This is a genomic window from Hymenobacter pini (genome assembly GCF_020421205.1).
GTDB lineage: Bacteria > Bacteroidota > Bacteroidia > Cytophagales > Hymenobacteraceae > Hymenobacter > Hymenobacter pini.
In genome coordinates, this window is record NZ_JAIZZH010000003.1 from 884516 (window position 1) to 906821 (window position 22306).

Genomic DNA, 22306 nt, shown 5'->3' on the forward strand with positions numbered 1-22306 from the left:
ATCCGTGAGGACCCCAAAGCAACACACTGTGTTGGTTTAGCACCTCTTTCCCGCCGAAGCCGTGTTTTCTTTTTCATGCGCTATGCTAAACCGCACTGAAAAGCAGCAACCCCGCATACCAGTGTATGCGACGCACCCCACCACCAGGCAGACGCTCGACGTCTCCTTCCTGTTCGAGTACCTCGAACGCCGCTACGGCCGCATTGCGCCGGGCGAGGCCGGCCCCGACCTCCGGGAGCTATGCCAGCTAGAGAGCCAGGCCCACGACGACCTGCTCTACTTCCACACCATGCCCGACGAGGAGCGCAGCTACCACGACTTGCAAGAGGCCAACCGCCACGCCGTGGATGCCAAGGTGCTGTGGGAGGAAATGGCCCTCTCCATAGCGGAAGCACCGTGCAAGTCCCCGCGGGGCACCCGCCCATGAGTGCCGCCCTCGCCCTGGTGCCCGAGCCGGAGCGCCCCAGCTTGCAGCGCTGGCTTCAAAACGTAGGCCCCGAGGAAGCCGGCGTAACGCTGCTGTGGTTTGCCGAGCAGGCCCTGGCCAGCCCCAAGCCTCACCAGGCCCGCGGCCAGCTCTACGGCCTCGGCTATGCCCAAGTGCTAGAATTGGCCCAGGCCCTACTGGCCGAAGCCGTGTAATTCACGTCGTCTTATCCCCTGCTACATATGGCAACCCAAGAACCCGCCGATGCCACGCCCAACCTGCCCCTCGTGCAGCCGGCCGGCATCACTCAGCAAGAAATCTGGCTCCTCTGTGAGCGGTATGGTGTGGAGTTCACCCCTCCCACCGCCCGCGACTATCAGCTCTTCGGCACCATCAAGGCCCTGGAGGAATTGGTAGAGCACTTGGGCCACCGCCCCCGCTAACTGAAAAGCCCCACTGCTATGCTGTAGTGGGGCTTTTTCTTGCTAGCTTGTTCACCCCTTACTACACTATCCTTCTCCTACCCAATGGAAAAATATTCCGAAGTGACAGAAGCCATGCTGGAGCGCATCGATGCCATGAAACTGGAAATCGATGCGCTACGGCCCCTCAAGCCAGAACAGGAAGCCCGCATCTTCCAGAAGTTTCGCCTCGACTGGAACTACAATTCCAACTCAATTGAAGGCAATAAGCTCACCTACGGCGAAACTGCCGCCTTCCTGATGGAGGGACTTACCGCCAAGGGCAAGCCCCTCAAAGACCACCTCGACATCAAAGGCCATAATGAAGCCATTGACTACCTGATTCAACTGCAAAAGCAGGATGCCGAGCTTACGGAAATGGACATCCGGGCACTGCATAAGATGATTCTGGTAGAGCCTTACCAAAGTGCCGCCCAAACTGCCGATGGCCAACCTACCACCAAAACTATCCGTCTGGGCGAGTACAAATCAATGCCCAACCATGTGCAAACGGTTACCGGTGCAGTTCACTACTATGCATCCGTAGAAGACACTCCTATCATGATGCGGGAGCTAATTGAGTGGTACCGCACCAATCGGGACACCATGCACCCGCTGGTGCTCTCGACGCTGTTTCACCACAAATTTGTCAGCATCCACCCCTTTGATGATGGAAACGGCCGCATGACCCGGCTACTTTCAAACCTCATATTGATGAAGGCGGGCTTTCCCCCTCTTGTTATTCGACAGGATGAGAAAGGAGAGTATTATGGTGTACTCAGCCAAGCAGATGCCGGTGAATTTGAGCCACTCATTCAGCATTTTGCAGAACGTCTCATTCGCTCCTTGGATACCTATTTGCGTGGCGCTAGAGGAGAGGATATTTCTGATGCGTCTGATATTGATAAAGAGCTAGCGCTTTTTGTTGCGAGCTTTAGTGAAGAAGAGATATCTAAAGAACCTTTGACAAAAGAAAATTTGATACTTTCTATCGACAAATGCGTAATACCACTACTGAGAATAATAATAGAAAAAGGCAGAAAGATAAACTCATTATTCTTTGAAAATAACTCACAGATAGTTACAATGAATATGTCTTCAAACGGAGGAATACATGAAAGAAGCGAATATCAAGAAGTTAATACAGAAAATTTTTACAATACATGGTTAAGCCAACCTATACACAATGTCTCATTAGAAACATTTAAAAAACTCAAAAAAACTCAAAAACTAAGAATAATATTTTCATACTTTAACAATGGATTTAAAGCAAATGAAAACACAAAACCCATTTCTAATTATATAATTTTCGACTTCAACACTTCACATTATTCCATTAACACAAAAAGCAAAAGCTTAAAAAAGCACTATCCTCAACACTTAACCTCTGCTGATCTATCATTCTTAGTTGAGTCTTTTTTAAGAGAAGTCATGGATAGCATTAAAGCAGTTGTAGCTTCGTCATAGTGGAAAAGCCCCTCCCCACCGGAGGGGCTTTTTTGTGTCCTTTTTCACCGCAGTGCTGCGCGGGAGCTTTGGGAAAACAACTTCCCAACCGCATGCATGATATCCAGATTGATGGCCGGCAGCGCACTGCGCCCGACTGTTGGAATGCCCTCACCCGAAAGGAACTGCTCACCGTGGTGCGGCTGCTCTACAGCCCCACCCGCACCAAGATGGACTTGCGGCTGCGGCTGCTCTGCGTGGTGCTGGCCCTGCCGCTCCCCCGCTTGCTGGCTTTTACTGAGGTGCAACTGGCCCAGCTCCTTTGGCTGACCGACTTCATTTTCGCCGGCAACGAGCTGACTAAGCAGCTGCTGCCATCCGTGCAGCTTCTCTGGAGCAAGGGCCCGGCCCGCACCTACTTTGGCCCCCGCGACAGCCTGCGGAACGTGCGGTTTGCCGAGTTCATCTTCGCCGACTCCTACTTCGTGCGCTACACCCAGCAGCCCACGCCGGAACTGCTCAATAAGCTGGTGGCCGTGCTCTACCGGCCGCAGCGCCGGAACTACAACCCGCACTCCTCGGAGTACGCCGGTGACCGGCGCGAGGACTTCAACGAGCACCTTATCGAGCACCGCAGCCGCCATTTGGCGCGGCTGCCGGACAAAACAAAGCTGGCTGTATTTGTCTGGTACGCCGGCTGCCGGGAGCAAATGGCCCATCTCTACCCGTTGGTGTTTACGCCCCAAACCCAGGAAGAAGCCTCGGAGAAGGGCTGGGACTACGTGCTGCGCGAAATGAGTGGAGGGGCCTTCGGGACGGTAGAGTCCACCGGCCGGCAGAACCTGCACATGGTGCTGGCCAAGATGCAGGATGATCTGGAAGCCGCCGAGCGAATTCGTGAACAACAACGCAATCAGTCGTAGCCATGCGCCACCAACAATACTCCAATATGGGCCGGGAGCTGGCCCGCCGCCACCAGGACATTCAGCACTCGGATACCAAGTGCCGGTTCCTGCGCATCCTCATCAGCACCGACCCCATTCAGAAGCAGCTCGACCTTTCCGACTTCTACAACAGCCTCCGCAACACGCTGGACTTACCGGCCGACAAAGCCGCAATGGTGCTGGAAAACTACCAGGCCGACTACGACGACAACCAGGGCGATGCTTACTACAAGTTCCACCACAGTTCCTTTATCGTGCTCAAACTGGTCGAGGCCGGCAACTACGAGGCCCGCGACCAGGCCATCGACGAAACCGAGCGGATCGGTGAGGAACTGATGGCCGCTTACATCGAGCAGCTCACTGAGGCCGGGATGTACATCACGCCGGCCGATGTGATGCAGGAGGCCGTGGGCCCCATTGCCGGCCAGTTCGTCGGCTGCCGCTTCAACTATGTATTCCGCAGCTCTGCCCGGCAGGCGCTGACTTATAACTCCGATAAATTCTTAGACTGATGGCAGGCGAGCGTTTAGCACAGCAGTACGTTTTCATGCAACCCGACCAGCTAGAAACTGGTGACTGGGTTAAAATCTGGATGGATGGCCAGTACTACCAGTTCACGGCTTTTCGAGGTGGCTCACTGCCCCCGGTGGACGTTGACACCATCTTCAACGCCAACTATCAGCAGTCGAACGGTAACGAAATCGTTATTCAGTCGGCCATGTACGTGGTACAGCAGGCCATTGCAAAGTACAGCCTGCCGTACACGGTGAAGGAAAACCGAGCCCCACCCGGTGGGCCGCTGGGTAACTACTTGCAGGGCTTCATCGTGGTGGCCAATCTCTACGACCCACGGTATGATTTCCAGCCAGGCCAGCGCAACCGGCCGGGGCCGTTCGACTTCAATTTCCAGCCCATCAATACGATCCGGCCGGTTGTTGTTGATCAGACCATCACGCCGGCTGGCATCTTCGGCTCGGCTACGGGTTCTATCGTGCTGGCGGCTAGTAACGGCACCAACGGGGTATACACCTACACCTGGGCGGATGGGCCCACCACCGCCAGCCGCAACGGCCTGCTCTCGGCCCGGTACACCTGCGTCGTGGCTGACTCCAGCGGAGCCAGCACCACCGTCACCATTCTGGTAAAGCAGGACGCGCAGCTCACGGCCGTAGTCGACCAACAGGAAGATGACGTGCAGCTGCTCGTATCGGGTGGACTGGCTCCCTACACCTATTTGTGGGAGGATGGCACCACCGATGCAGGCCGGCTGAACCTGGCTCCGGGCAACTACTCCTGTACCATCACGGATGTGCGGGGGGCTACGACGGAAGTGGCCGTTACGATTACGCCCTACCGGTTTTACTTCTCCCAAAACCCGATTCTGTTGTCGGTGGATGCCGGCGACGACTACCGGGCCGACCCGACTACCAAACCGAACTTGTCCTTCGTGTGCGAGGTGCTCATTGAGCCGGTGTACATGAGCGGCGAGTTTGTGCGCGTCGGGGAGGCTATTGAGCAGCCGGCTGACCGTAACGGCCGCACGGATTTCGAGGTGCAGGTTCTGCTCGATGCGTACCTGCAAGAACACCTGCCCGCCCTGAACCAAACCGTTATTACCCGCGCTGACTCACTTTTTAAGCGGTTTTACCTGCGGTGGTGGGAACGTTCCGGCACTCCGGTGGAGGATGGTGCTCAAACCGTACAGCAGCAGAACTACGTGCTGCTGGGCGGGCTAGATTACTACGAGTTTGCGGCCCGCACCTGGTTCAGCACGTATCAGGCGGCTATCAAGCCGTTCCTTACCTGGCAGCCCAACAACCGGAAGGTGTACAACGACCAGCCCGAGTACCTGTACTTCATGGCCGATTCGTTTGCGCTGACCTCATTTTCGGTGCGCGTGAACGTGGTGTGCTCGGATGGCAGCAAGGAATCGTTCGAAGCCTACACCTACCAGAGCCCGCGCCGCTACGAGGTGTTCTGCCTGCCGGTCGGCTACGTAGGGCTGGGCCTGGACCAGTACGAGTCGGCTACGCGCCGGGTGCTGTCGTGGTCGGTGCAGGTGCTGAACCCGAATGGCGTACCTATATCGGAGCAGCGCACTTACCTCCTCAACTACAAATACGCGGCCGAAAAGCGGTATTTTCTCTATACAAACTCGCTTGGTGGGCTTGATACGCTGCCGTGTACCGGGGAAGCCAAAGCGGTGCTGAACCCAACCCGCGAGGAGGTAGAACGAGGGCCCGACCCACGCTACGACCCGCTGCTCGGTGACCGGGTGGCCGTGAGCAACTCGGGCGGGCTGACGATGACCTGCGTGACTGGTCTGCTGTCGCGGGCGGAAATGGCCGGGCTACAGGACTTCCTATTAAGCACCCGCATCACGCTTCAGCGTAATGGGTTCTACTGGCCCGGCACGCTGAAGGCCAAGGCGCTGGAAGCCTACAACGGCAGCGATACAGCCCGCCAGTACGAGTTTGATTTCATTCTGCCGCAGCAACGCTTGTTTACGCCCCGTTTGCCGCAGGTATCGGTGCTGAACACTAAACCGGTTACGGCCGGAGAAGGGGGGCAGCCATGATGCGCATGGTAACCGGTGACGGCCGGGAGCTACTCTTGGCCGGCAACAGCATCGGCTTTGAAATCAACAATCCGTACTTCGAGGACGATGCCATTCCCGGCACCACGTCACTGCCGTTTCGTTTCGGTTGGAATCGGGACAACCTGCGGGCCCTGGGCTTTCCCAACCGGTACCGGGGCACCGGTGGGCCAGCCGCGGTACCGGTGCAGCTCTTCGTGGACGGGCCGCTCTGGAAGCTAGGGGCGCTGCGGTACAAGGGCTGTGACGAAGCCAAGCAGCAGCTTACCTACAACTTTGTGGCGGACGCGGCCGACCTGGCTGCTCAGATCAAGGGGGTACGCATCTCCGATATCGACCTGGGCACGGTACCATTTGTGCGCGACAATGAGCAGGAGGCCTACGCCCTGCTGCCGGTGCAGAATACGGCCTTCTACGGGGACAAAAACAAGGATTTCAAGGGCGTGCTGAACTACTACGGGCCGGGTGGCTACGTGCAGCAGCCCGGCTCAACACACGCCTTTGCTCCGCAGCCCTACTTCGTGCCCGTCCTGCGGCAGGTGCTGGCCCACTTCGGCTGGAGCATCAGCGGTGAGTTTCTCGACGAGCCGGAAATTCAGGCGCTGGTTATCTACTCAGACCGGGCCCTGGAGGACGAGGCCGGCGCTGTGCTGGCCGAAGTAGAGCTGGCGCGGCACGTGCCCGAGATGCTGGTTGCTGATTTCCTGATAGCGGTGCAGGGCCTCTTTACGCTGGGCTACAACTTCAACCCCCAGCGCCGGGAGTTGCGCATTCGTCGGTTGGGCCACGAGCTGGCCCGCACCGACTACGCGGACCGGGCAGGTCGGCTTTTGGAGAGCAAGCCCAACCTCTCCACCGGCTGGCATCTGACGCAGAGTCCGGACAGCAACGACGAACTGGATAAGACCCTCGACACCAGTTGGCAGGAGCTGCGCCTGGGCGCGGCCGGCCAGAAGGTGCAGGTGGACGCTGGCACGTTGCACATGGTGCGGGTAGAGGATGCCTTGCAGCCCGGCCGGCGCTGGCTTTTGCCAGCTGTCGAGAGCAAAGGGGCCAGCGCCGCCTATGAGTTGGGCGAGGATAGCCGGGTGGGCCTGCGGCTGCTGTTCAACCGAGGAATGCAGCCAGACTCACAGGGCAACGAGTATCCGTTGGGCTCAGCGGCCAACGAGGACTATGCTGGTGGGGAGGTGGGCCAGCTCACCTTACACTGGGACGGGCCGCAGGGCCTCTACGAACAGTTTGCCAAAGAGTGGCTGGCGTTTCGGAGCCGAGCCGTGGAGACGCGCTACGAAGTAGAGTTTTCCCTGGCCGACCTGCGCAGCATCGACCCCGGCCGGTTGGAAATGCTCGACTACCACTTGCGGCTCTGGCAGCAGATTAACGTCACGATTGACCTGCAACGGAAGCTGACCAAGGCCACCATCATTTACCAGGAAGTACGATGACGGAGACCCAACCCCTCAATTTCACGGCGGAACGCAACCGTATGGCGCTGGAGTGGCTGCGCTTCTCCATTGAGAAGTTCCGGGCCAACATCCGCAAGCTCCGCATCGGCTCCACCGGCGAGCTGTACCAGAGCTTCCAATCCTCACTGCTAACGGCGGCCGGTGGTGACGAGCTGAAGATGCGCCTGGTGTACGCCGTGCAGGGTATGTACGTCGACATGGGCGTGGGCCGAGGCATGGGCGCGGGCGTGACCAAGGCCAGCGGCGACTATAACCGGCTCCGCAACGAGAAGGGCAAACTCAGGCGCCACGAGCGGAAAGCCAAGCGCTGGATGAGCAAGCAGCTGGCGCGGGAGCAGCACCGCCTCGGCGAATTAATGAGTGATATCACCGGCAACACGCTCATCGCCACGGTGAGCATGGGCCTCCCCAAGCAAATAGAAATTACCTTATAAGTGAAGTTTTATGGCAGGTGAAACCGAAAAACGGACAGTTGAAATAGTAGTGAACGGCCAGAAGGTCAATGCCAGTCTGAAGGAGATGGACGCGGCAGCCGCCGTGCTATACAACCAATTCCGCAAGCTATCAGCCGACGACCCGGGCCGGGCCAAGCTGCTTCAGGACTACCGCGACATGAAGGAGCGCATCGGTGACGTGCGCAAAGAACTGGGCCAGGTGAAAGAGTCCACTAATGTGTTCCAGCAGGCTATGGCATTTGCTGGCGTGTCCGTGGGCACCGAGGCTATCATCGATGGTATCAAGGAACTGGGGGCGGAAGTGCTCCAGACCACGAAGGAAGTACAGACGCTGCGGGCCAACATCAACAGCATGACTGGCGCGGCCGGCGCTGAGCTGGATGGGCTGACTTCCTCGGTGATGGCCGTGGCCCGCACTTTCGGCAAGGACTTCAACGAGGTACTGGTAGCCAGCAACTCGCTGAGCAAAACGATGGGCGTGAGCCAGCAGGAAGCCATGCGCCTGATTGAGCAGGGCTTTTTGAGCGGGGCCGATGCGTCGGGTGAGTTTCTCGACCAGGTGAAGGAGTACGGGCCACAATTCAAGTCGGCGGGGCTCAGTGCTCAGGAAGCCATCGGGGTAATTTCGCAGTCGGTAACGGGCGGTATTTTCTCCGATAAGGGAGCCGACGTAGTAAAGGAGTTCGGCCTGCGCATCCGGGAGCAAACCAAGTCTACCAAGGATGCCATGTATGCCGCCTTCGGGCCGGAATTCACCAAGGAGATACTGGACGGAGTGAATTCCGGCAGCCTGTCGTCGGTGGAGGCCCTGCGCCGGGTGTCGAAGGAAATGAACGACACCAAGATTCCGGCCTCGCAGCTGCAAACCGTTATTGCCGACGTGTTCGGGGGCCCCGGTGAAGATGCCGGCCTGGACTACCTGAAGTCGTTGCAGAACGTGGGCACCGGTGTCGACCAGTTGGTGGACAAAACCAACGTGTACGTGCAGCGGCAGCGGGCCCAGCTCCTCTCGGAAAAGGAGCTGGCTGACTCGCAAAACGCCCTGGCTAAGTCTTTCGAAGGCGGCAGCACCATCATGAGCACCATGACCAACAAGGCCATGACGGTACTCTACACCCTGCTGACTTCGCTGGGGGCGACCTTTAAGGAAGTATTTCAGCCGGTGCAGGACGTGTGGGCCTCTCTGATGAAGCTGGCCGAGTCGATGGGCTGGGTAAGCAAGGAGGGCATTACCGCCAAAGGGGTCGGCGAGGCACTCGGCCGAGTCATCAACTGGATGCTCACGCCCACCAAGCTCCTGTGGGGAGCCTTGGCCGATATCACGCGGGCGACGGTAGAGTGGGCCATGAAATCCGAGAATGCGCGGGCGGTACTCACGCTGATGACCGCGCCCATCCGCGGCTTATTTGCGTTGCTCACCAACGGCCCCGCCTACTTCGCCGGCTTTTCGACGGCGGCGGAGACGAGCTTCGGCGTAATCGGCCGGGCCTGGCAGCACATCAAAGACCGGGACTTCAGCGGTGCGGCCGACGAGTTTGCCAAGATCGGCACCGATGCCGGCGAAGCATTCAACCGGGCATTTGAGCAGGCTACGGCCAGCAAGAGCGTTGTGGAAGTTTCTGCCTCAGCAACCAGTGAGGACGGGGGGCTGAAGCCGCTGCGCAAATCAGGTGGTACCGGTCAGACCGAAGCCGATGAGGACAAGGCCGAAAAGGAACGGAAAGCCCGGCTGAAGCGGGTGGCCGACGCACAGGATAAAGCTGACCAAGCCCGGCTCGATGCGCTGAAAAAGCAAGTGGCGCTGGAGGAGAAGCTGGAGAATGCGCGGGTAGCAGCCATTGAGGATGGCCACGAGCGGGAAATTCAGGAAGTATTGCTGAAATACCGGCGCAAAGCGGCGCTGGTAACGGGCTCCGAGCAGGAGCAGCAGGCCCAACTGCTGGCTATTCGGGAGGCACAGGACCGCGAGTTGCAGGCTCTGAGCGAGAAATACCAGAAGGAAGCGGATGACAACCAGAAGAAGCGCTTCGAGCAACGGCTGGCGGAGCAGGATGCTGCCGACCAGGCCCGCCAGGAGGAAATTCAAGCTCAGTTTGAAGAAGCGCTGGTAACCGAAGCCCAGCGCGACGAGGCATTGTACTGGTCAAAGCGCATGGTGCTGGAGGCCAAGTTAGCCTTGGAGGAGGCATACAGCGGGAAAACCACGGACGTGTACCGCAAGACCTTCCGCGAGATGCAAAAGCTGGATACGGACCACACCAAGGAGGCACAGAAATCGGCCGAGGATAGAGCGAAAGCCATGAAACAGTTTCAGGGCATGATGATGAAAACGCAGATGGATGCCTTGCAACTTACCCTTGATATACTGGGGCGCGATGAGCAGGCGCGGAAGAAAAACGCCGGCCTCATCCGCAACTTCACCGTTGCCAAACTAGTGTTGGATGGAGCCCAGGAGATTCAGGGCATCTGGACGGATGCCGCGCAAAACCCTTTCTGGAAGCTGCTGCCCCCCGGTGCCAGCGTGGCGTATGCCGCGGCCCGCACGGCTCTGGCAGCAGTGCGTACTGGCTTTGCCATTTCTCAAGTGAAGGGCGTGCAGTTCGCGGATGGTGGCCGCACAGGTGCGGGCATTCAGGCCCAGGGAGGCATGCGCGTTACGCCGATGGGACAGCTCATGGAAGCGTCTGGGGTGCGCGTGGGCCCCAGCGGCAAACTCGTCGACAGCACCGGCCACAACGTCGCAGGTATTGTGCACGACAACGAGTACGTAATTCCAAAGTGGATGCGCCAAGACCCGCAGGTGCTGGCGGTTGAAAACTGGCTCGAAGCCAAACGCCTCCGGGGCTACGCCCAGGGTGGGCCAACGGCGGAGGGAGCCAACTCGCTTGCCCTGGCCATGAGCAGCAGCCTTCTTAACCAGGATAGCCAGGAGTGGCAACGGCAGATGCTGGACGTGTTGCAGCAGCTCAGCGGCCGGTTGCAGGGAGTCGAAAGCTGGGCGACTAGACTCGGCGTTGACCTGAACCTGCTCCAGCTGGAGCGGGAGCAGCAGACCCTGGTGCAGGTACGGCAGGACAGCGCCATCCGGAAAGGACGCTAAGAATTCTAGCATCCGAATTTTTAGCGGTTTGTTTCTCTTCTACAGGTAAGGGCCACCGCTAGCATCCTCAAAATGCGGTGCCCCTCTTTACAATTTTTACCCTCCCCTATCTATGCAGACCCTCATACCAGACGGTCCATTGCCCATTGTGGACCCCATTACGCACATGACCATTGATGTACGGCCCATCGTCCTGCTGCTGCATCAGAAATATCAGGGGGACAAAGAACAGCTGGTGCATGAGCTGAACCAGCTCAATGCCTATCTCATGCAGGAACGATGCGCCGAGGAGTCGGCCGCAGGCCTGAGGCAGAAGTACAACCTAATTGCCGACCTGGCTGCTGCCATCGACAGCGTTACGATTGCTCCAGCTCGGTAAGCGCCTCCCACCTATTGCACCTACTGCCCCGCCTCCCCGTGGGGCAGTTTTGCTTTCCAGAAGGGTGTCCAAAAAAGGGGGCGAAAATTCGGGCGAAAAAACCGCGTTGGCGGGGCCGTAGAGGGGGGCTGGAAACGTGTCCAAAAAACGAGCGGTTTTTGGAGGGGCTTTTGGTAGCTTTAGGTACACCTTATCTGTACTACGTGGACAGCGAAGACCTTATTTCGTCCCTCAACAAGTTTGCTCAACTGCCTTCTTCCCTGTCGTGGGTTGATAACATCATGCGCCCCTTCGCTGGCTTGGAGCATATTTCTCGCCTACATGATATTGGCAAAACATTTCAAGCTACAAGTTCATTAAGCGAGACTGTTTTAAGTGCCTTTCGCACCTCGCACATTGCCCAAAGTGCCTTTGGTAGCATCGGCACAGACTTGGCTTTAATAGCCGCTCAAGCTCGCGACATCAATCGAGCCTTCAAAACAACGGGACTGGCTGATTCTGTCGCTAAACTTAGTGCCTTTCAGAATGTCGCAACAGATATTGGAAGCAAAGTCGCCTCCGCTTATCCCGCTTCATTTTTTGAAGCAGCACGTGTTGCGGGCTTAGCTGCTGGTTCTATTGCCGACTTGTTTCCGTCACAATACGTGACGAGCCTACAAGCATTTAAGGTACCATCAACGGTAATTGATCGGCTTAGCCAGTTCGAATCCATACAGAAGAGCTTTTTCCAAGATGGCGGATTCAATACGCTCGCTAGCACCGCAGTACTTGCGAAACCGTGGTTGGGTCAAACCGCTACGTTGCAGGAAACATTGGCCAGTCTATATGGAGACTTGGCAAGAGCAGCAGATTCCAAAGAAGAGTGGGAAGAACTAGGCCTCAGCGCTGATATAGGTGAAACAGCACTAACCTTTATTAACTCATTCGTCGCTGGTGTTACCATTACCAAGGAGCGTCTCGGATCAATGCTGTTATGGGCCCAACAGATGGTTGTCCTACTTATTGTCGCACCAGCAACTACGCCAAGCAAACGTACTCAGGTGTTTGTATTCTGGTTTAGCATTCTCACCGCTGCTTTGGGTACTTATGCCTATGTAGAGCAAAAATCACAACCTGAGGCAGCTACCAAAAAGGACTTGGCGAAATTCACTTCTAATATCGCCCGCCTAATACAGGTAGCAAATAAGGCTGCCGCTAGAACGGGAATTGTATACCAAGTAGAAAGAGCAGTTCAAGTACATCTAAAACCAAATCGCCGCAGCCTAGTCATTGACAAGCTGAGTCCCAACAAAGTAGTGATGGTTTTGCGCAAGAAAGGCAAATGGGTGTATATCAGCTTCCAAGATGACAACAAAGAACCTGTACATGGTTGGGCACTGAAAAAATATCTTACCGCAGAAAGCGCACTAAATAATTATTAAATATTACACCTGCAATAAAAATATAATAAACCTAATTTCACAAACAACCCGATTTAAACCACACCATGGAAGAAAAGAAATACACTTGGACAAAGAATAGAATTTTCAGGTTAAAATCTCTTGATACAACAGAATTTCCAATTAGCCAAGATGAATTTATTGAAAAATTTAACGATGTATCCAGAATTGAATTAGGATTCAACAAGCTAACAGACATTCCAAATTGGCTAAGCAAACTCCCCAGCTTAACACAGCTTGATCTTGGACTTAATAGAATTTCCGATCTATCAATTATTAATGACTGGAAATATATAAAGGTATTAAGCATAAATTCATATGACAAGTTAGATTTATCAAAAATATCCGAATTACTACCAAGACTAAAATCCTTGGAAATCAAATTAGACAAAGAAGACGAAGCAAGCGAGCTTATATCTACAGCTATTAATTTAGAATACTTAAGTTTAAGTGGAAATAATTTTACCATAGGAGATGTGAGAAAATTAAAAAAATTACTAAATATTAGAATGCACATATCAAATATAAATGAACAAACTATTAAATTAAGCAAAATACCAAATCTATTAGTGATTAGCATAATATCAGGTGAACATGCAAAAATAACTAACAAAAATATCATAAGATCATTGGCGAATGAAATAAACAACTGCACCAAGTTACAGGGAATATATATTCAAGGTGAGACTTGCAACAGAATTGATTTTTCAAAATTTCATGACTTAGACAATGTTTATCTAGACGCAAATACTGACATGACAATATTCCCTGAATCATTAGTCGAGTGTAGAAATTTAACTACACTTTCAATATCCGGGGCCACATTTGATAAAATACCTGAAAATATATCCAATTTAACCCATCTTAATCACATAGAAATTTCATCAAATTTGAATATAAGCGAATTTCCATTGGAAATACTTAAATTACATAAGTTAAAATCCATAAATATAACAAAAACATCAATAAGAGATATCCCAATTCAGCTTGCTTATATGCCCAATCTTGAAAAATTAGAATATACAAGAAACAAACTTGATAAAGATTCAATATTTTACAAATATGATCTTTTAGGTGTATACAAATACTTAAATGAAATCAACAAACTTAAATCAATAATAATAGAAATTCCAGAAATATTTAGAGGCCCTCTACAGGAATACTTAGTTTATTTTGACGAGTATTATGAAGCAGTATCAGGAAGCAAAATAAAATTTAACGTCAATAAACACGAAAATGGATTAAAAATTGAACTACAAGAAATCAACGATTTTGAAGCATTAAATATTCAAAATGCATTTACAGAATATACACAATATTTAATTAACAAAAAAATTGACAACATAATTAATCAAATAACAGTAGATAAATTAGTTCAAGACATTAAATTACTTCAACTCACGGTTGAAAGTAAAATAAACGCATATGAACAAAGAATTAAAATATTAGAAGTTCAAAATGAAAACCTAATATCACATCGAGATTCACTTATAAAAATAATAGAAGATATATCTAAGCAAAAAATAACAATTGCAATTAATCAAAACAGCACTAACACAACTAAGCAAATTGCATCCCTGACCAACACTGTAAAGCTTAATTTCAAAATAGAGACTGAACCTTTTCAAGAACTACACAATCTTTTACAACGCTTTACTAACGAAGAAGACTCTCTCGACGAAAGTCTCAGCCAAGTAGAAACTGCCGTTGCTGAGCAGAAACGCAGTGGTATAGCCGGTGCAGTTAAAAACTTCTTCTCTGTAACTGAAAGGGTAATTGATAAGGCCCACATTGCACTTGTGGATGCACCTGAAGTAGTTGAGAAGGTTAAAGCAGCCTTAGCTCTTGCACATAAGACCCTGCATGCAAATCAACTGGGAGAGCTTGCGAACATGGCAGATAAGCTTTTCCACATGTTCTAAAATCATTTACTTCTCACGGCCCGCCAGCACTCCACTGGCGGGCCGTGCTGCTTCTACCCTACTGAAAAATATTCGATAGGATTTCTTGCATCCTTCCTCCCAACCCTACACCTTTGAACCGCGAAACAATACACGGTGCCGACTGCCGTGCTCAGAATCAGACGGATTTTCTAGCACGGCAGAACTGTTTTCTGTCGAGTCGTATTCAGACGCGCAAAAGTCTGGGAGGAGTGGTGGTACCGTAAGGCCACCAAAATAACCGTGTGTTGTTTCGCAGCTCCTACCCAGACGATTGCGCGTCTTTTTGTTTCACCCCAACCCCAGAGTACCATGCGAAACAACACCCTGGACCAACCAGCCTTCCCCAGCGAAGCCATCTTCGTGAAGGACCCCATTACCGGCCACGAGCTGGACATGCAGCCCCTGCTCAAGCTGCTGCACGAGCGGTACCGCAACGACAAGGACTACCTCGTCGAGGCCCTTGAGGAAACTTCCTCCTACCTCATTCACGAGGAAACCGAGTGTGATTCGGCCCGCAAGCTGCGCCGCATCCTGGGCGTGGTTAACAGCCTCACCACCGCCATCGACAGCATCACTACTCGCAAGTGCAGCCGCGTATGAGCCAGCCCCCGGAAAAACTCGCCCCCGCCCACGAAAGCGCCTGCTTCCTGGCCTACATGGCCCTGCACAGCCGCGTGTCGGCCCCCGCCCTGGAGGAGCTACGCCAGCTGCTCCAGCACTACCCGCCCCGGCGCATTGCCCGCTGTCTGGCCGAGGCCCGCTCCCTCCTCACCGTGGAGGAAGAAGGCCCCCAGTTCAAGTATCACTACGTCGGCTACCAGCAGCTCCTTCTCGGCCTGCTGGACCTGGCCGATGCCGCCGATGCTTCCTCCCATGCCAACGCCGCCTAGCTATGGGAGCCACCGAAGAACCCCAGGACCAGCCCAACCTGCCCCTCGTGCGCCCCGCCACCCTCACCGATCAGGAGCTCTGGCTCCTCTGTGAGCGGTACGGCATCTCCTTCACCCCGCCTACCGCCCGCGACATGCAGTTCGCCGGCATCATCAAGGCCCTGGAGGAGCTAGCCGAACACCTCGGCCACCGCCCGAGGTAACTCATCTACCACAAGCAAAAAGCCACGCCTGCATTGGGCGTGGCTTTTTTGTTAATTATTGATACATATATGTATCACTTTAGAATCAAAACAACATACATTTGGCTCATTATCGTATCAAAAACAATTCAACACATGAGCACAACTGCACTTGAATTCTATTATGATGAACAAGTCGTCGAGTTCGACCTGTCAGGCGAAGACGTCATGGTTAACGCCACTGAAATGGGTAAAATCTTCGGCAAGCGCCCCATTGATTTCCTGCGTCAAGAACACACCAAGCGCTTCATAGAGGAAATGAAAACCGCGTTTCCAGCGTTTGCGAGTGTGGCTCCCACACTCGCAAACGCTGGAAACGCGGTTTTGCGTCAGCAAAATCAGCTTGCAAGTGAGGCTAGCATCGTCCGAACTGTCAACCTTGGGCAGGCAGAGGGCGGTGAAACTTGGATGCACCGCCTCCTAGCCTTGAAGTTTGCCGCATGGCTGGAGCCTCGTTTCGAAGTCTGGATTTACCAGACGATTGACAAAGTACTATTCGAGAATGCTCGCAAAACCAATGAAGTGCTACGAGAGAAAATCCGACTGACCAGCCGGCGCGATGAGCTAGTGCAGGAGCTACAATCTTACCCAGCGTTCCAAGAATACCGCCAAATAGAGTCTACTCTCCGCACAGTAGGCAGCCGCATTGCCCGTAACAACGCAAGCCAACTGGACATCTTCAGAGGTCGATAGCACCTGGGGTATCTGAACAGACACCCCAGCGTTGACGAGCGTAGTAGATGCATCTAACAGAGATTGATTTTGGGTAGGATGAACACGCTGAACAGCGTGTTCATCCTACTGTAGATGCAAGAGTACCAACCTGAGTTTAGCTACTTAAGCAAGAATAAAAATGCCCGCTCCTAGTAAGGAGCGGGCATTTTTATACATTGGAGATTCAACTAAATCTCATCAAAATTTTATGCAAACAGGTGTTATAACCCTGCTGGATATTCTTGGCTGGAAAGGTGTTTGGCAAAGACAGAGGGACCAAGACCCACTGGCAAATTTACAAAGCATACTAGCTGTTGCTGAAGAACATTCTGCTTTCCTCGGTGCTAGTGGAAGGCACAAATATGAAGTTGTCAGTATCTCTGATACAATAGCGCTAGTCAGCTATCCGGCGAATGACAAAAGACACGAGCGTGATCAAATACTTGAGCACGGTATCATATCTGGCTTACTCATCCGATATTCCATAATTCATGGTATACCGTTACGCGGAGCTACTAGCGTAGGCGAGTTTTCCAAACAGGGCAATGCTTTAATAGGCCCAGCAGTTGACGAAGTCGCTTCATGGTACGAAGCCGTAGACTGGATAGGTGTGATTACGTGCCCATCAATCTATCTCAGCTTGGATACTTACAATGCGATAGATGGGCATAAAATTGAATCTGTCTACAGCAAATACAAAGTTCCTCTCAAAACCAAGCCAACTGAATCTCTTGCAGTTAAGTGGCCAATGATCTGGAAGCAATCTGTAGATGAACTAGAGAAGTTTGGGATGAAAAATACCAAATCGTTGGGGCTAGAAGCGAGAACTCGCAATGAGTTAGTGGATTACTTCCTAAAAATGGGTCCATTATCTCCAGATATATATCCCAAATACTCTAACACTATTGAATTTTATAAGTATGTCACGGAGCAGCTTAAACCCACTAAATAGTCATTAGATAAGAAGGGGGTAGGTAGATCATCTACTTATGGTCTATCTACCCCAATCTATCTAAAGTATCCAGTCGGTCTATTTCAGCTTGCTTCATGGCCTCGTCAACATGCACATACTTCATTGTCATGCTTAGCTTCTTGTGCCCCATTAACTTTTGAAGCACCTCCAATCGTCCACCCTTTCGCATGAAATGGGTAGCAAATGTTTCACGGCCGATGTGATGATGCAGGCGGGTTTTGATGCCTAGCACCCCGCCTATTCTTTGGAGCGTTCGGTTGGTGTATTGGTCAGTATAGAGAAAGAAGCCATCGGTACCATTCTCGGCCCGGCTTTCCTCCAGGTAACGCAGGGCTTTCTTGGTGATGGGTAGCAGTAGCTCCTTCTCATCGTAGCGGTAGGTCTTATGCACCTTCAACTCTACCAGTTGGCCCACTACTTTGGCTTCCCCCATGCGCTTCAAATCCCCAAGACGAAGGCCGCAGTTGCAGCTGAAGAGAAACTTCTGCAACATCCGCCGATGCGTTGAGCCTGGCTCCGTCTGCGTATAGTACAGTTCCAGAGCCGCCAGTTCATCCTCCCCCAGTGCTTTCCATTTACCCGCCACCACGGAGTTAATGAAGTATTCATACGGGTCTTCAAAGGCAATCTTGTCGCGCCGGGCCAGTTCTAGATACGTCTTCACATTCCGGTGCCGCCCCGAGCGAGTATTGATGCAGCTTTTATGCACCTTCTTCAGCCACGCATCAAAATCACCCGCAAACTTGTGGGTGAAGAGATGGAAGGGGAGCATCGGGGTCTTGGTCTCTCCTTTCCCGAGTTGGTTGCAGGGCAACGTGCGGGCAAACTCCTGCACCTTACGCCACGTGGTGACGTGCTTGATGCGCGTAGAGTCCGATATCTGTCCCTTCCTGGCCCTCTCCGCTATCCGGGCCTCCATGTAGCTCAGGAAGTCGGCATTATTCGTTCCACTCGTGTACTGGCGCAAAAACTCGTCGGCCGTGAGTACCTGCCCACTGAGCCGGTACTTGACGCAGATATCATTGGCCCGGCCGCGGGCCTGGCCAATTAGTAGGTTGTAGTCCTGAGCCATCTGCTCCAGAGGCTGGCCCAGCATCGCCTCTGTGTGGGCTAGGAGTTCTTTATAGCCCTTGGGCCTGTTCTTCGTGAGCCGCGCCAAGCACCACCCCGCTTCCTCATCAAACAGGAACGCTGGCCAGGCTATGTCTAGTGGCAGCAGCAGCACCTTACGGTTGATGATGACCTGCAAGCGCAGGGTGTTCAACCCGTTCTTCTGTGCAGGTTTACGGAGGCTGATGGACGCAGTAAAACTCACGTGTTAAACATTTGTCAAACAATTGACGCAAAAAAGCCGTCTCCAACCTGCGTTTCCGAGCTGGAAACGAGGTTGGAGACGGCTTTTTGCGTGCCCGGAGGCTAAAAAGTACCAGAGACGGGACTCGAACCCGTACGTCCGTGAAGACAAGGGATTTTAAGTCCCTCGTGGCTACCATTACACCACTCTGGCAATTTGGTATTGGTTACCGCAACAAAGTAACGGCAAATTCGGCAAATGCCGACTGCAGATACCGGCCTTTTCTGGCCCTGTCCTGCGAAAACCGACTTACCATAAAGCAAAAGACCCTGCTGAATAAGCAGGGTCTTTTTTGGAGCGGGAGACGAGGTTCGAACTCGCGACCTCGACCTTGGCAAGGTCGCGCTCTACCAACTGAGCTACTCTCGCTTTCGATCTTGGCGCCGTAGTGGCGTTTTGATGTGACAAAGGTAGTACAGGAATCCTTGAAGTCAAGAGCCTCCACCAAAAAAAACTGCTCTTTTCGACGAAAAAGGGCATTAGCAACTGATTTTCAGCCAGAAAATTTTTCAGAAAAACCACCCTGAATACGTCATCAACTAACCCGCACTCAACATTTCACCCCGCCCTCCCCCGGCTTACCGCACCAGAAATGCGGGAGCCGGGGGAGGGCGGGGCGAAAAAATGGCAACAACCAGCGGCTGGTTACTTGCCAGCGGCGGCCAGCTTCAACTCGTTTAGTTTCAGCAGGGCCTCAATGGGCGTCAGGGTGTTCACGTCGAGGCGGTCGAGCAACTCCCGGATTTTCTCCAGGGCCGGGTCGGCGGGCTCGAACATACTCAGCTGCAGATTGGGCCGGGGGGCATTGTGGACGGCGGCGGCAGGCTGGGCTTTGGGGCCTTTGGCTGCTGCGGGGCGGGTTGCGGAGGGCTGTCCGTTCAGGGGCACCACCTTGCCACCCGTTTCATCATCCAGGCCAGCCAGTACGTCGTCAAATTCCGTGGACTGGTCCGTATCGACGCCCGCCGAGGTGCGCTCCTGCTCCAGGTGGTGCATGATTTCGTTGGCGCGCAGCACCACGGAGGTAGGCATACCGGCCATGCGGGCCACGTGAATCCCGAAGCTGTGCTCGGAGCCGCCCGCCCGCAGCTTACGCAGGAACAGGATGCGGCCATCGGCTTCCTTTACGGCCACGTTGTAGTTGCGCACCCGCGGGCAGTCGTCGGCCAGCTGGTTGAGCTCGTGGTAGTGGGTGGCAAACAGGGTTTTGGCCCGGGCCTTGGGCGAGTTGTGCAGGTGCTCCACAATGGCCCAGGCAATGCTGATACCATCGTAGGTGCTGGTGCCGCGCCCGATTTCGTCCATTAGCACCAGGCTCCGGTCGGAGAGGTTGTTGAGGATGGAGGCAGTTTCGGTCATCTCCACCATAAAGGTACTCTCGCCCTTGCTCAGGTTGTCGGAGGCCCCCACGCGGGTGAAAATCTTGTCGATTACGCCCACGTGCGCCGCATCGGCGGGCACGAAGGAACCGATCTGGGCCAGCAGCACAATCAGGGCGGTTTGGCGCAGCAGGGCCGATTTACCGGCCATGTTGGGGCCGGTAATCACCACAATCTGCTGCTCGTCTTGGTTGAGGCAGATGTCGTTGGGGATGTACTGCTCGCCGGGGGGCAGCTGGCGCTCAATCACGGGGTGGCGGCCGGCCTTGATGTCGAGGTTGGTGGAATCATCCACCACCGGCTTCACGTAGCGGTGCTGGCGGGCGGTGGCGGCGAAGGAGGCCAGGCAGTCGGCTACGCCAATGGCACGGGCGTTCTGCTGAATCTGGGCCACGTACTCGGCGGCAAACAGCACCAGGTCGTTGTAGATTTTCTGCTCGATGACGAACAGCCGCTCCTCGGCGTGCAGGATTTTCTCCTCGTACACCTTCAGCTCCTCGGTGATGTAGCGCTCCGCGTTTACCAGCGTCTGCTTCCGAATCCAGGTGGTGGGCACCTTGTCCTTGTGGGCGTTGGTGACTTCAAGGTAGTAGCCGAACACCTTATTATAGGCCACCTTCAAGGACGAAATACCGGTTTCCTGAATGGCCCGCTGCTGGAGTTGAAACAGGTAGTCCTTGCCCGAGAAGGCCATCTGGCGCAGCTCGTCCAGCTCCCGGTCCACGCCGTCGTTCAGTACCCCGCCCTGGTTGGTGAGAATGGGCGCATCGGCCTTGATTTTGGTCTGGATTTCCTCGCGCAGGGCGGCGCAGGGGTTGAGCTGGTCGGCCAGCTTTTGCAGGGCCCGCACGCCGGAAGCGGCCAGCTGCTCCCGAATGGGCCCAATGGCCTCCAGGGCCCGGGCCAATTGCAGCAACTCGCGGGGGTTGATGCGGCGCACGGCCACCTTGGAAATCAGCCGTTCCAGGTCGCCGATCTGGCGCAGGTGCTGCAGCAGGTTTTCCAGCAGCTCGGGGGTTTGCAGCAGAGCCTCCACCGTATCGAGGCGGCGCTGAATCTGGGCGGGCTCTTTTAGGGGCAGCACCACCCACTTGCGCAGCAGGCGGGCGCCCATGGGCGTCACCGTCTGGTCGAGGATGTCGATGAGGGGCACGCCGCCGGGGTGCTGGGGCTGCACCAGCTCCAGGTTGCGCACCGTAAACCGGTCGAGCCACACGTACTTATCCTCCTCCAGCCGCCCGATGCTGCCGATGTGGCCCACGTCGGTGTGTTTGGTCTCGGCCAGGTAGTGCAGGATGCAGCCGGCGGCCGTAATACCCTCGCGCAACCCGTCAATACCGAAGCCTTTGAGGGACGTGGTGTTGAAATGGCGGGTGAGCAGGTCGTAACCGTAATCAAAGCCGAATACCCATTCTTCCAAGGCGAAGTGGCAGTAGTCGGGCCCGAAGTTTTCCTCGAAGTCGCGGCGGCTTTTCTTGCAGAACAGTACCTCGGCCGGCTGGAAGTTCTGGAGCAGCTTGCCCAGGTATTCCAGGGTGCCCTGGGCCACCAGAAACTCGCCGGTGCTGATGTCCAGAAAAGAAATACCGGCCTCCTGTTTGCCCAAGTGCACGGCGCAGAGGTAGTTGTTGCTCTTGCGCTCCAGCACATTGTCGTGCAGGCTCACGCCGGGCGTTACCAGTTCCGTTACGCCCCGCTTCACCAGTCCCTTGGCCTGCTTGGGGTCTTCGAGCTGGTCGCAGATGGCCACGCGCTGCCCGGCCCGCACCAGCTTGGGCAGGTAGTTGTCGAGGGCGTGGTGGGGGAAGCCGGCCAGCGGGGTTTCGGAGGAAGTGCCCGCGCCGCGCTTGGTGAGGGTAATATCCAGGATACGGGAGGCCGTGACGGCATCCTCCCCGAAGGTTTCGTAAAAGTCGCCCACCCGGAACAGCAGCACCGCGCCGGGGTACGTCTGCTTCAGCTGGTAATACTGCTGCATCAGGGGCGTATCGGTTACGGGCGCGGGCCCCAGGGAGCCGTGCGTGCGGATAGGCTTTTTGGTAGAATCGGCGGATTTGGTTTTCACGAGTAAGGAATGTAGCGCGAAGCCTTTGCT

At 54.4% G+C, this 22306-nt stretch carries 20 protein-coding genes and 2 tRNA genes; 18 read left to right on the forward strand and 4 right to left on the reverse strand.

Translation table 11 applies throughout. The features are described from left to right. Nucleotides 1–82 precede the first annotated feature (82 nt). From LF252_RS15195 to LF252_RS15280, 18 genes are all read left to right on the forward strand, one after another. Nucleotides 83–427 (forward strand): hypothetical protein, encoded by a 345-nt coding sequence (locus LF252_RS15195; RefSeq protein WP_226270425.1) that lies wholly within the window; start codon nucleotides 83–85, stop codon nucleotides 425–427. Further along, nucleotides 424–642 (forward strand): hypothetical protein, encoded by a 219-nt coding sequence (locus LF252_RS15200; protein ID WP_226270426.1) that lies wholly within the window; start codon nucleotides 424–426, stop codon nucleotides 640–642. Before LF252_RS15195 ends, LF252_RS15200 begins: the two co-directional genes overlap by 4 nt. 27 nt (nucleotides 643–669) lie before the next feature. Beyond that, complete coding sequence (locus LF252_RS15205; RefSeq protein ID WP_226270427.1) at nucleotides 670–870, forward strand: hypothetical protein; 201 nt, start codon at nucleotides 670–672, stop codon at nucleotides 868–870. An 84-nt stretch (nucleotides 871–954) separates the two neighbouring features. Next, nucleotides 955–2355, forward strand: a complete 1401-nt coding sequence (locus LF252_RS15210; RefSeq protein WP_226270428.1) for a Fic family protein — start codon at nucleotides 955–957, stop codon at nucleotides 2353–2355. A 92-nt stretch (nucleotides 2356–2447) separates the two neighbouring features. Beyond that, entirely contained in the window at nucleotides 2448–3257 is an 810-nt protein-coding gene (locus LF252_RS15215) for a hypothetical protein (protein WP_226270429.1), read from the forward strand. Between the two features lie 2 nt (nucleotides 3258–3259). Then, entirely contained in the window at nucleotides 3260–3790 is a 531-nt protein-coding gene (locus LF252_RS15220) for a hypothetical protein (protein ID WP_226270430.1), read from the forward strand. A 35-nt stretch (nucleotides 3791–3825) separates the two neighbouring features. After that, nucleotides 3826–5856, forward strand: a complete 2031-nt coding sequence (locus LF252_RS15225; protein ID WP_226270431.1) for a hypothetical protein — start codon at nucleotides 3826–3828, stop codon at nucleotides 5854–5856. After that, complete coding sequence (locus LF252_RS15230; RefSeq protein WP_226270432.1) at nucleotides 5853–7322, forward strand: hypothetical protein; 1470 nt, start codon at nucleotides 5853–5855, stop codon at nucleotides 7320–7322. Before LF252_RS15225 ends, LF252_RS15230 begins: the two co-directional genes overlap by 4 nt. Continuing rightward, on the forward strand, nucleotides 7319–7777 hold the full coding sequence (locus LF252_RS15235) for a hypothetical protein (protein ID WP_226270433.1): 459 nt from the start codon (nucleotides 7319–7321) through the stop codon (nucleotides 7775–7777). The genes LF252_RS15230 and LF252_RS15235 overlap by 4 nt, the downstream gene beginning before the upstream one ends. Before the next feature lie 10 nt (nucleotides 7778–7787). Beyond that, nucleotides 7788–10898 carry a phage tail tape measure protein gene (locus LF252_RS15240; protein ID WP_226270434.1) on the forward strand — a complete coding sequence of 1037 codons (3111 nt, stop codon included), beginning with the start codon at nucleotides 7788–7790 and terminating at the stop codon, nucleotides 10896–10898. 112 nt (nucleotides 10899–11010) lie between these two features. Next, entirely contained in the window at nucleotides 11011–11277 is a 267-nt protein-coding gene (locus LF252_RS15245) for a hypothetical protein (protein WP_226270435.1), read from the forward strand. 203 nt (nucleotides 11278–11480) lie between these two features. Continuing rightward, nucleotides 11481–12698: an SH3 domain-containing protein gene (locus LF252_RS15250; RefSeq protein ID WP_226270436.1), complete on the forward strand. Its 1218-nt coding sequence runs from the start codon at nucleotides 11481–11483 to the stop codon at nucleotides 12696–12698. Between the two features lie 65 nt (nucleotides 12699–12763). Next, the gene (locus tag LF252_RS15255; protein WP_226270437.1) at nucleotides 12764–14638 is read left to right on the forward strand and encodes a leucine-rich repeat domain-containing protein; all 1875 of its coding nucleotides are present in this window, start codon (nucleotides 12764–12766) and stop codon (nucleotides 14636–14638) included. Between the two features lie 330 nt (nucleotides 14639–14968). Beyond that, nucleotides 14969–15259 carry a hypothetical protein gene (locus LF252_RS15260; protein ID WP_226270438.1) on the forward strand — a complete coding sequence of 97 codons (291 nt, stop codon included), beginning with the start codon at nucleotides 14969–14971 and terminating at the stop codon, nucleotides 15257–15259. After that, entirely contained in the window at nucleotides 15256–15549 is a 294-nt protein-coding gene (locus LF252_RS15265; protein ID WP_226270439.1) for a hypothetical protein, read from the forward strand. The genes LF252_RS15260 and LF252_RS15265 overlap by 4 nt, the downstream gene beginning before the upstream one ends. Nucleotides 15550–15551: 2 nt before the next feature. Then, nucleotides 15552–15752 carry a hypothetical protein gene (locus LF252_RS15270; protein ID WP_226270440.1) on the forward strand — a complete coding sequence of 67 codons (201 nt, stop codon included), beginning with the start codon at nucleotides 15552–15554 and terminating at the stop codon, nucleotides 15750–15752. A 39-nt stretch (nucleotides 15753–15791) separates the two neighbouring features. After that, complete coding sequence (locus LF252_RS15275) at nucleotides 15792–16484, forward strand: KilA-N domain-containing protein (RefSeq protein WP_226270441.1); 693 nt, start codon at nucleotides 15792–15794, stop codon at nucleotides 16482–16484. A 160-nt stretch (nucleotides 16485–16644) separates the two neighbouring features. Next, nucleotides 16645–17457 carry a hypothetical protein gene (locus LF252_RS15280; protein ID WP_226270442.1) on the forward strand — a complete coding sequence of 271 codons (813 nt, stop codon included), beginning with the start codon at nucleotides 16645–16647 and terminating at the stop codon, nucleotides 17455–17457. A gap of 46 nt (nucleotides 17458–17503) precedes the next feature. Here LF252_RS15280 and LF252_RS15285 read toward each other — a convergent pair whose 3' ends face one another. From LF252_RS15285 to mutS, 4 genes are all read right to left on the reverse strand, one after another. Continuing rightward, a complete protein-coding gene (locus LF252_RS15285; protein WP_226270443.1) occupies nucleotides 17504–18793 on the reverse strand; it encodes a site-specific integrase in 1290 nt (429 codons plus the stop codon). 109 nt (nucleotides 18794–18902) lie between these two features. Beyond that, a tRNA-Leu gene (locus LF252_RS15290) sits at nucleotides 18903–18985 on the reverse strand. 140 nt (nucleotides 18986–19125) lie between these two features. After that, nucleotides 19126–19201: transfer RNA gene (locus LF252_RS15295), tRNA-Gly, on the reverse strand. 276 nt (nucleotides 19202–19477) lie between these two features. Beyond that, complete coding sequence (gene mutS, locus LF252_RS15300) at nucleotides 19478–22189, reverse strand: DNA mismatch repair protein MutS (RefSeq protein ID WP_226270551.1); 2712 nt, start codon at nucleotides 22187–22189, stop codon at nucleotides 19478–19480. Nucleotides 22190–22306: the final 117 nt, after the last annotated feature.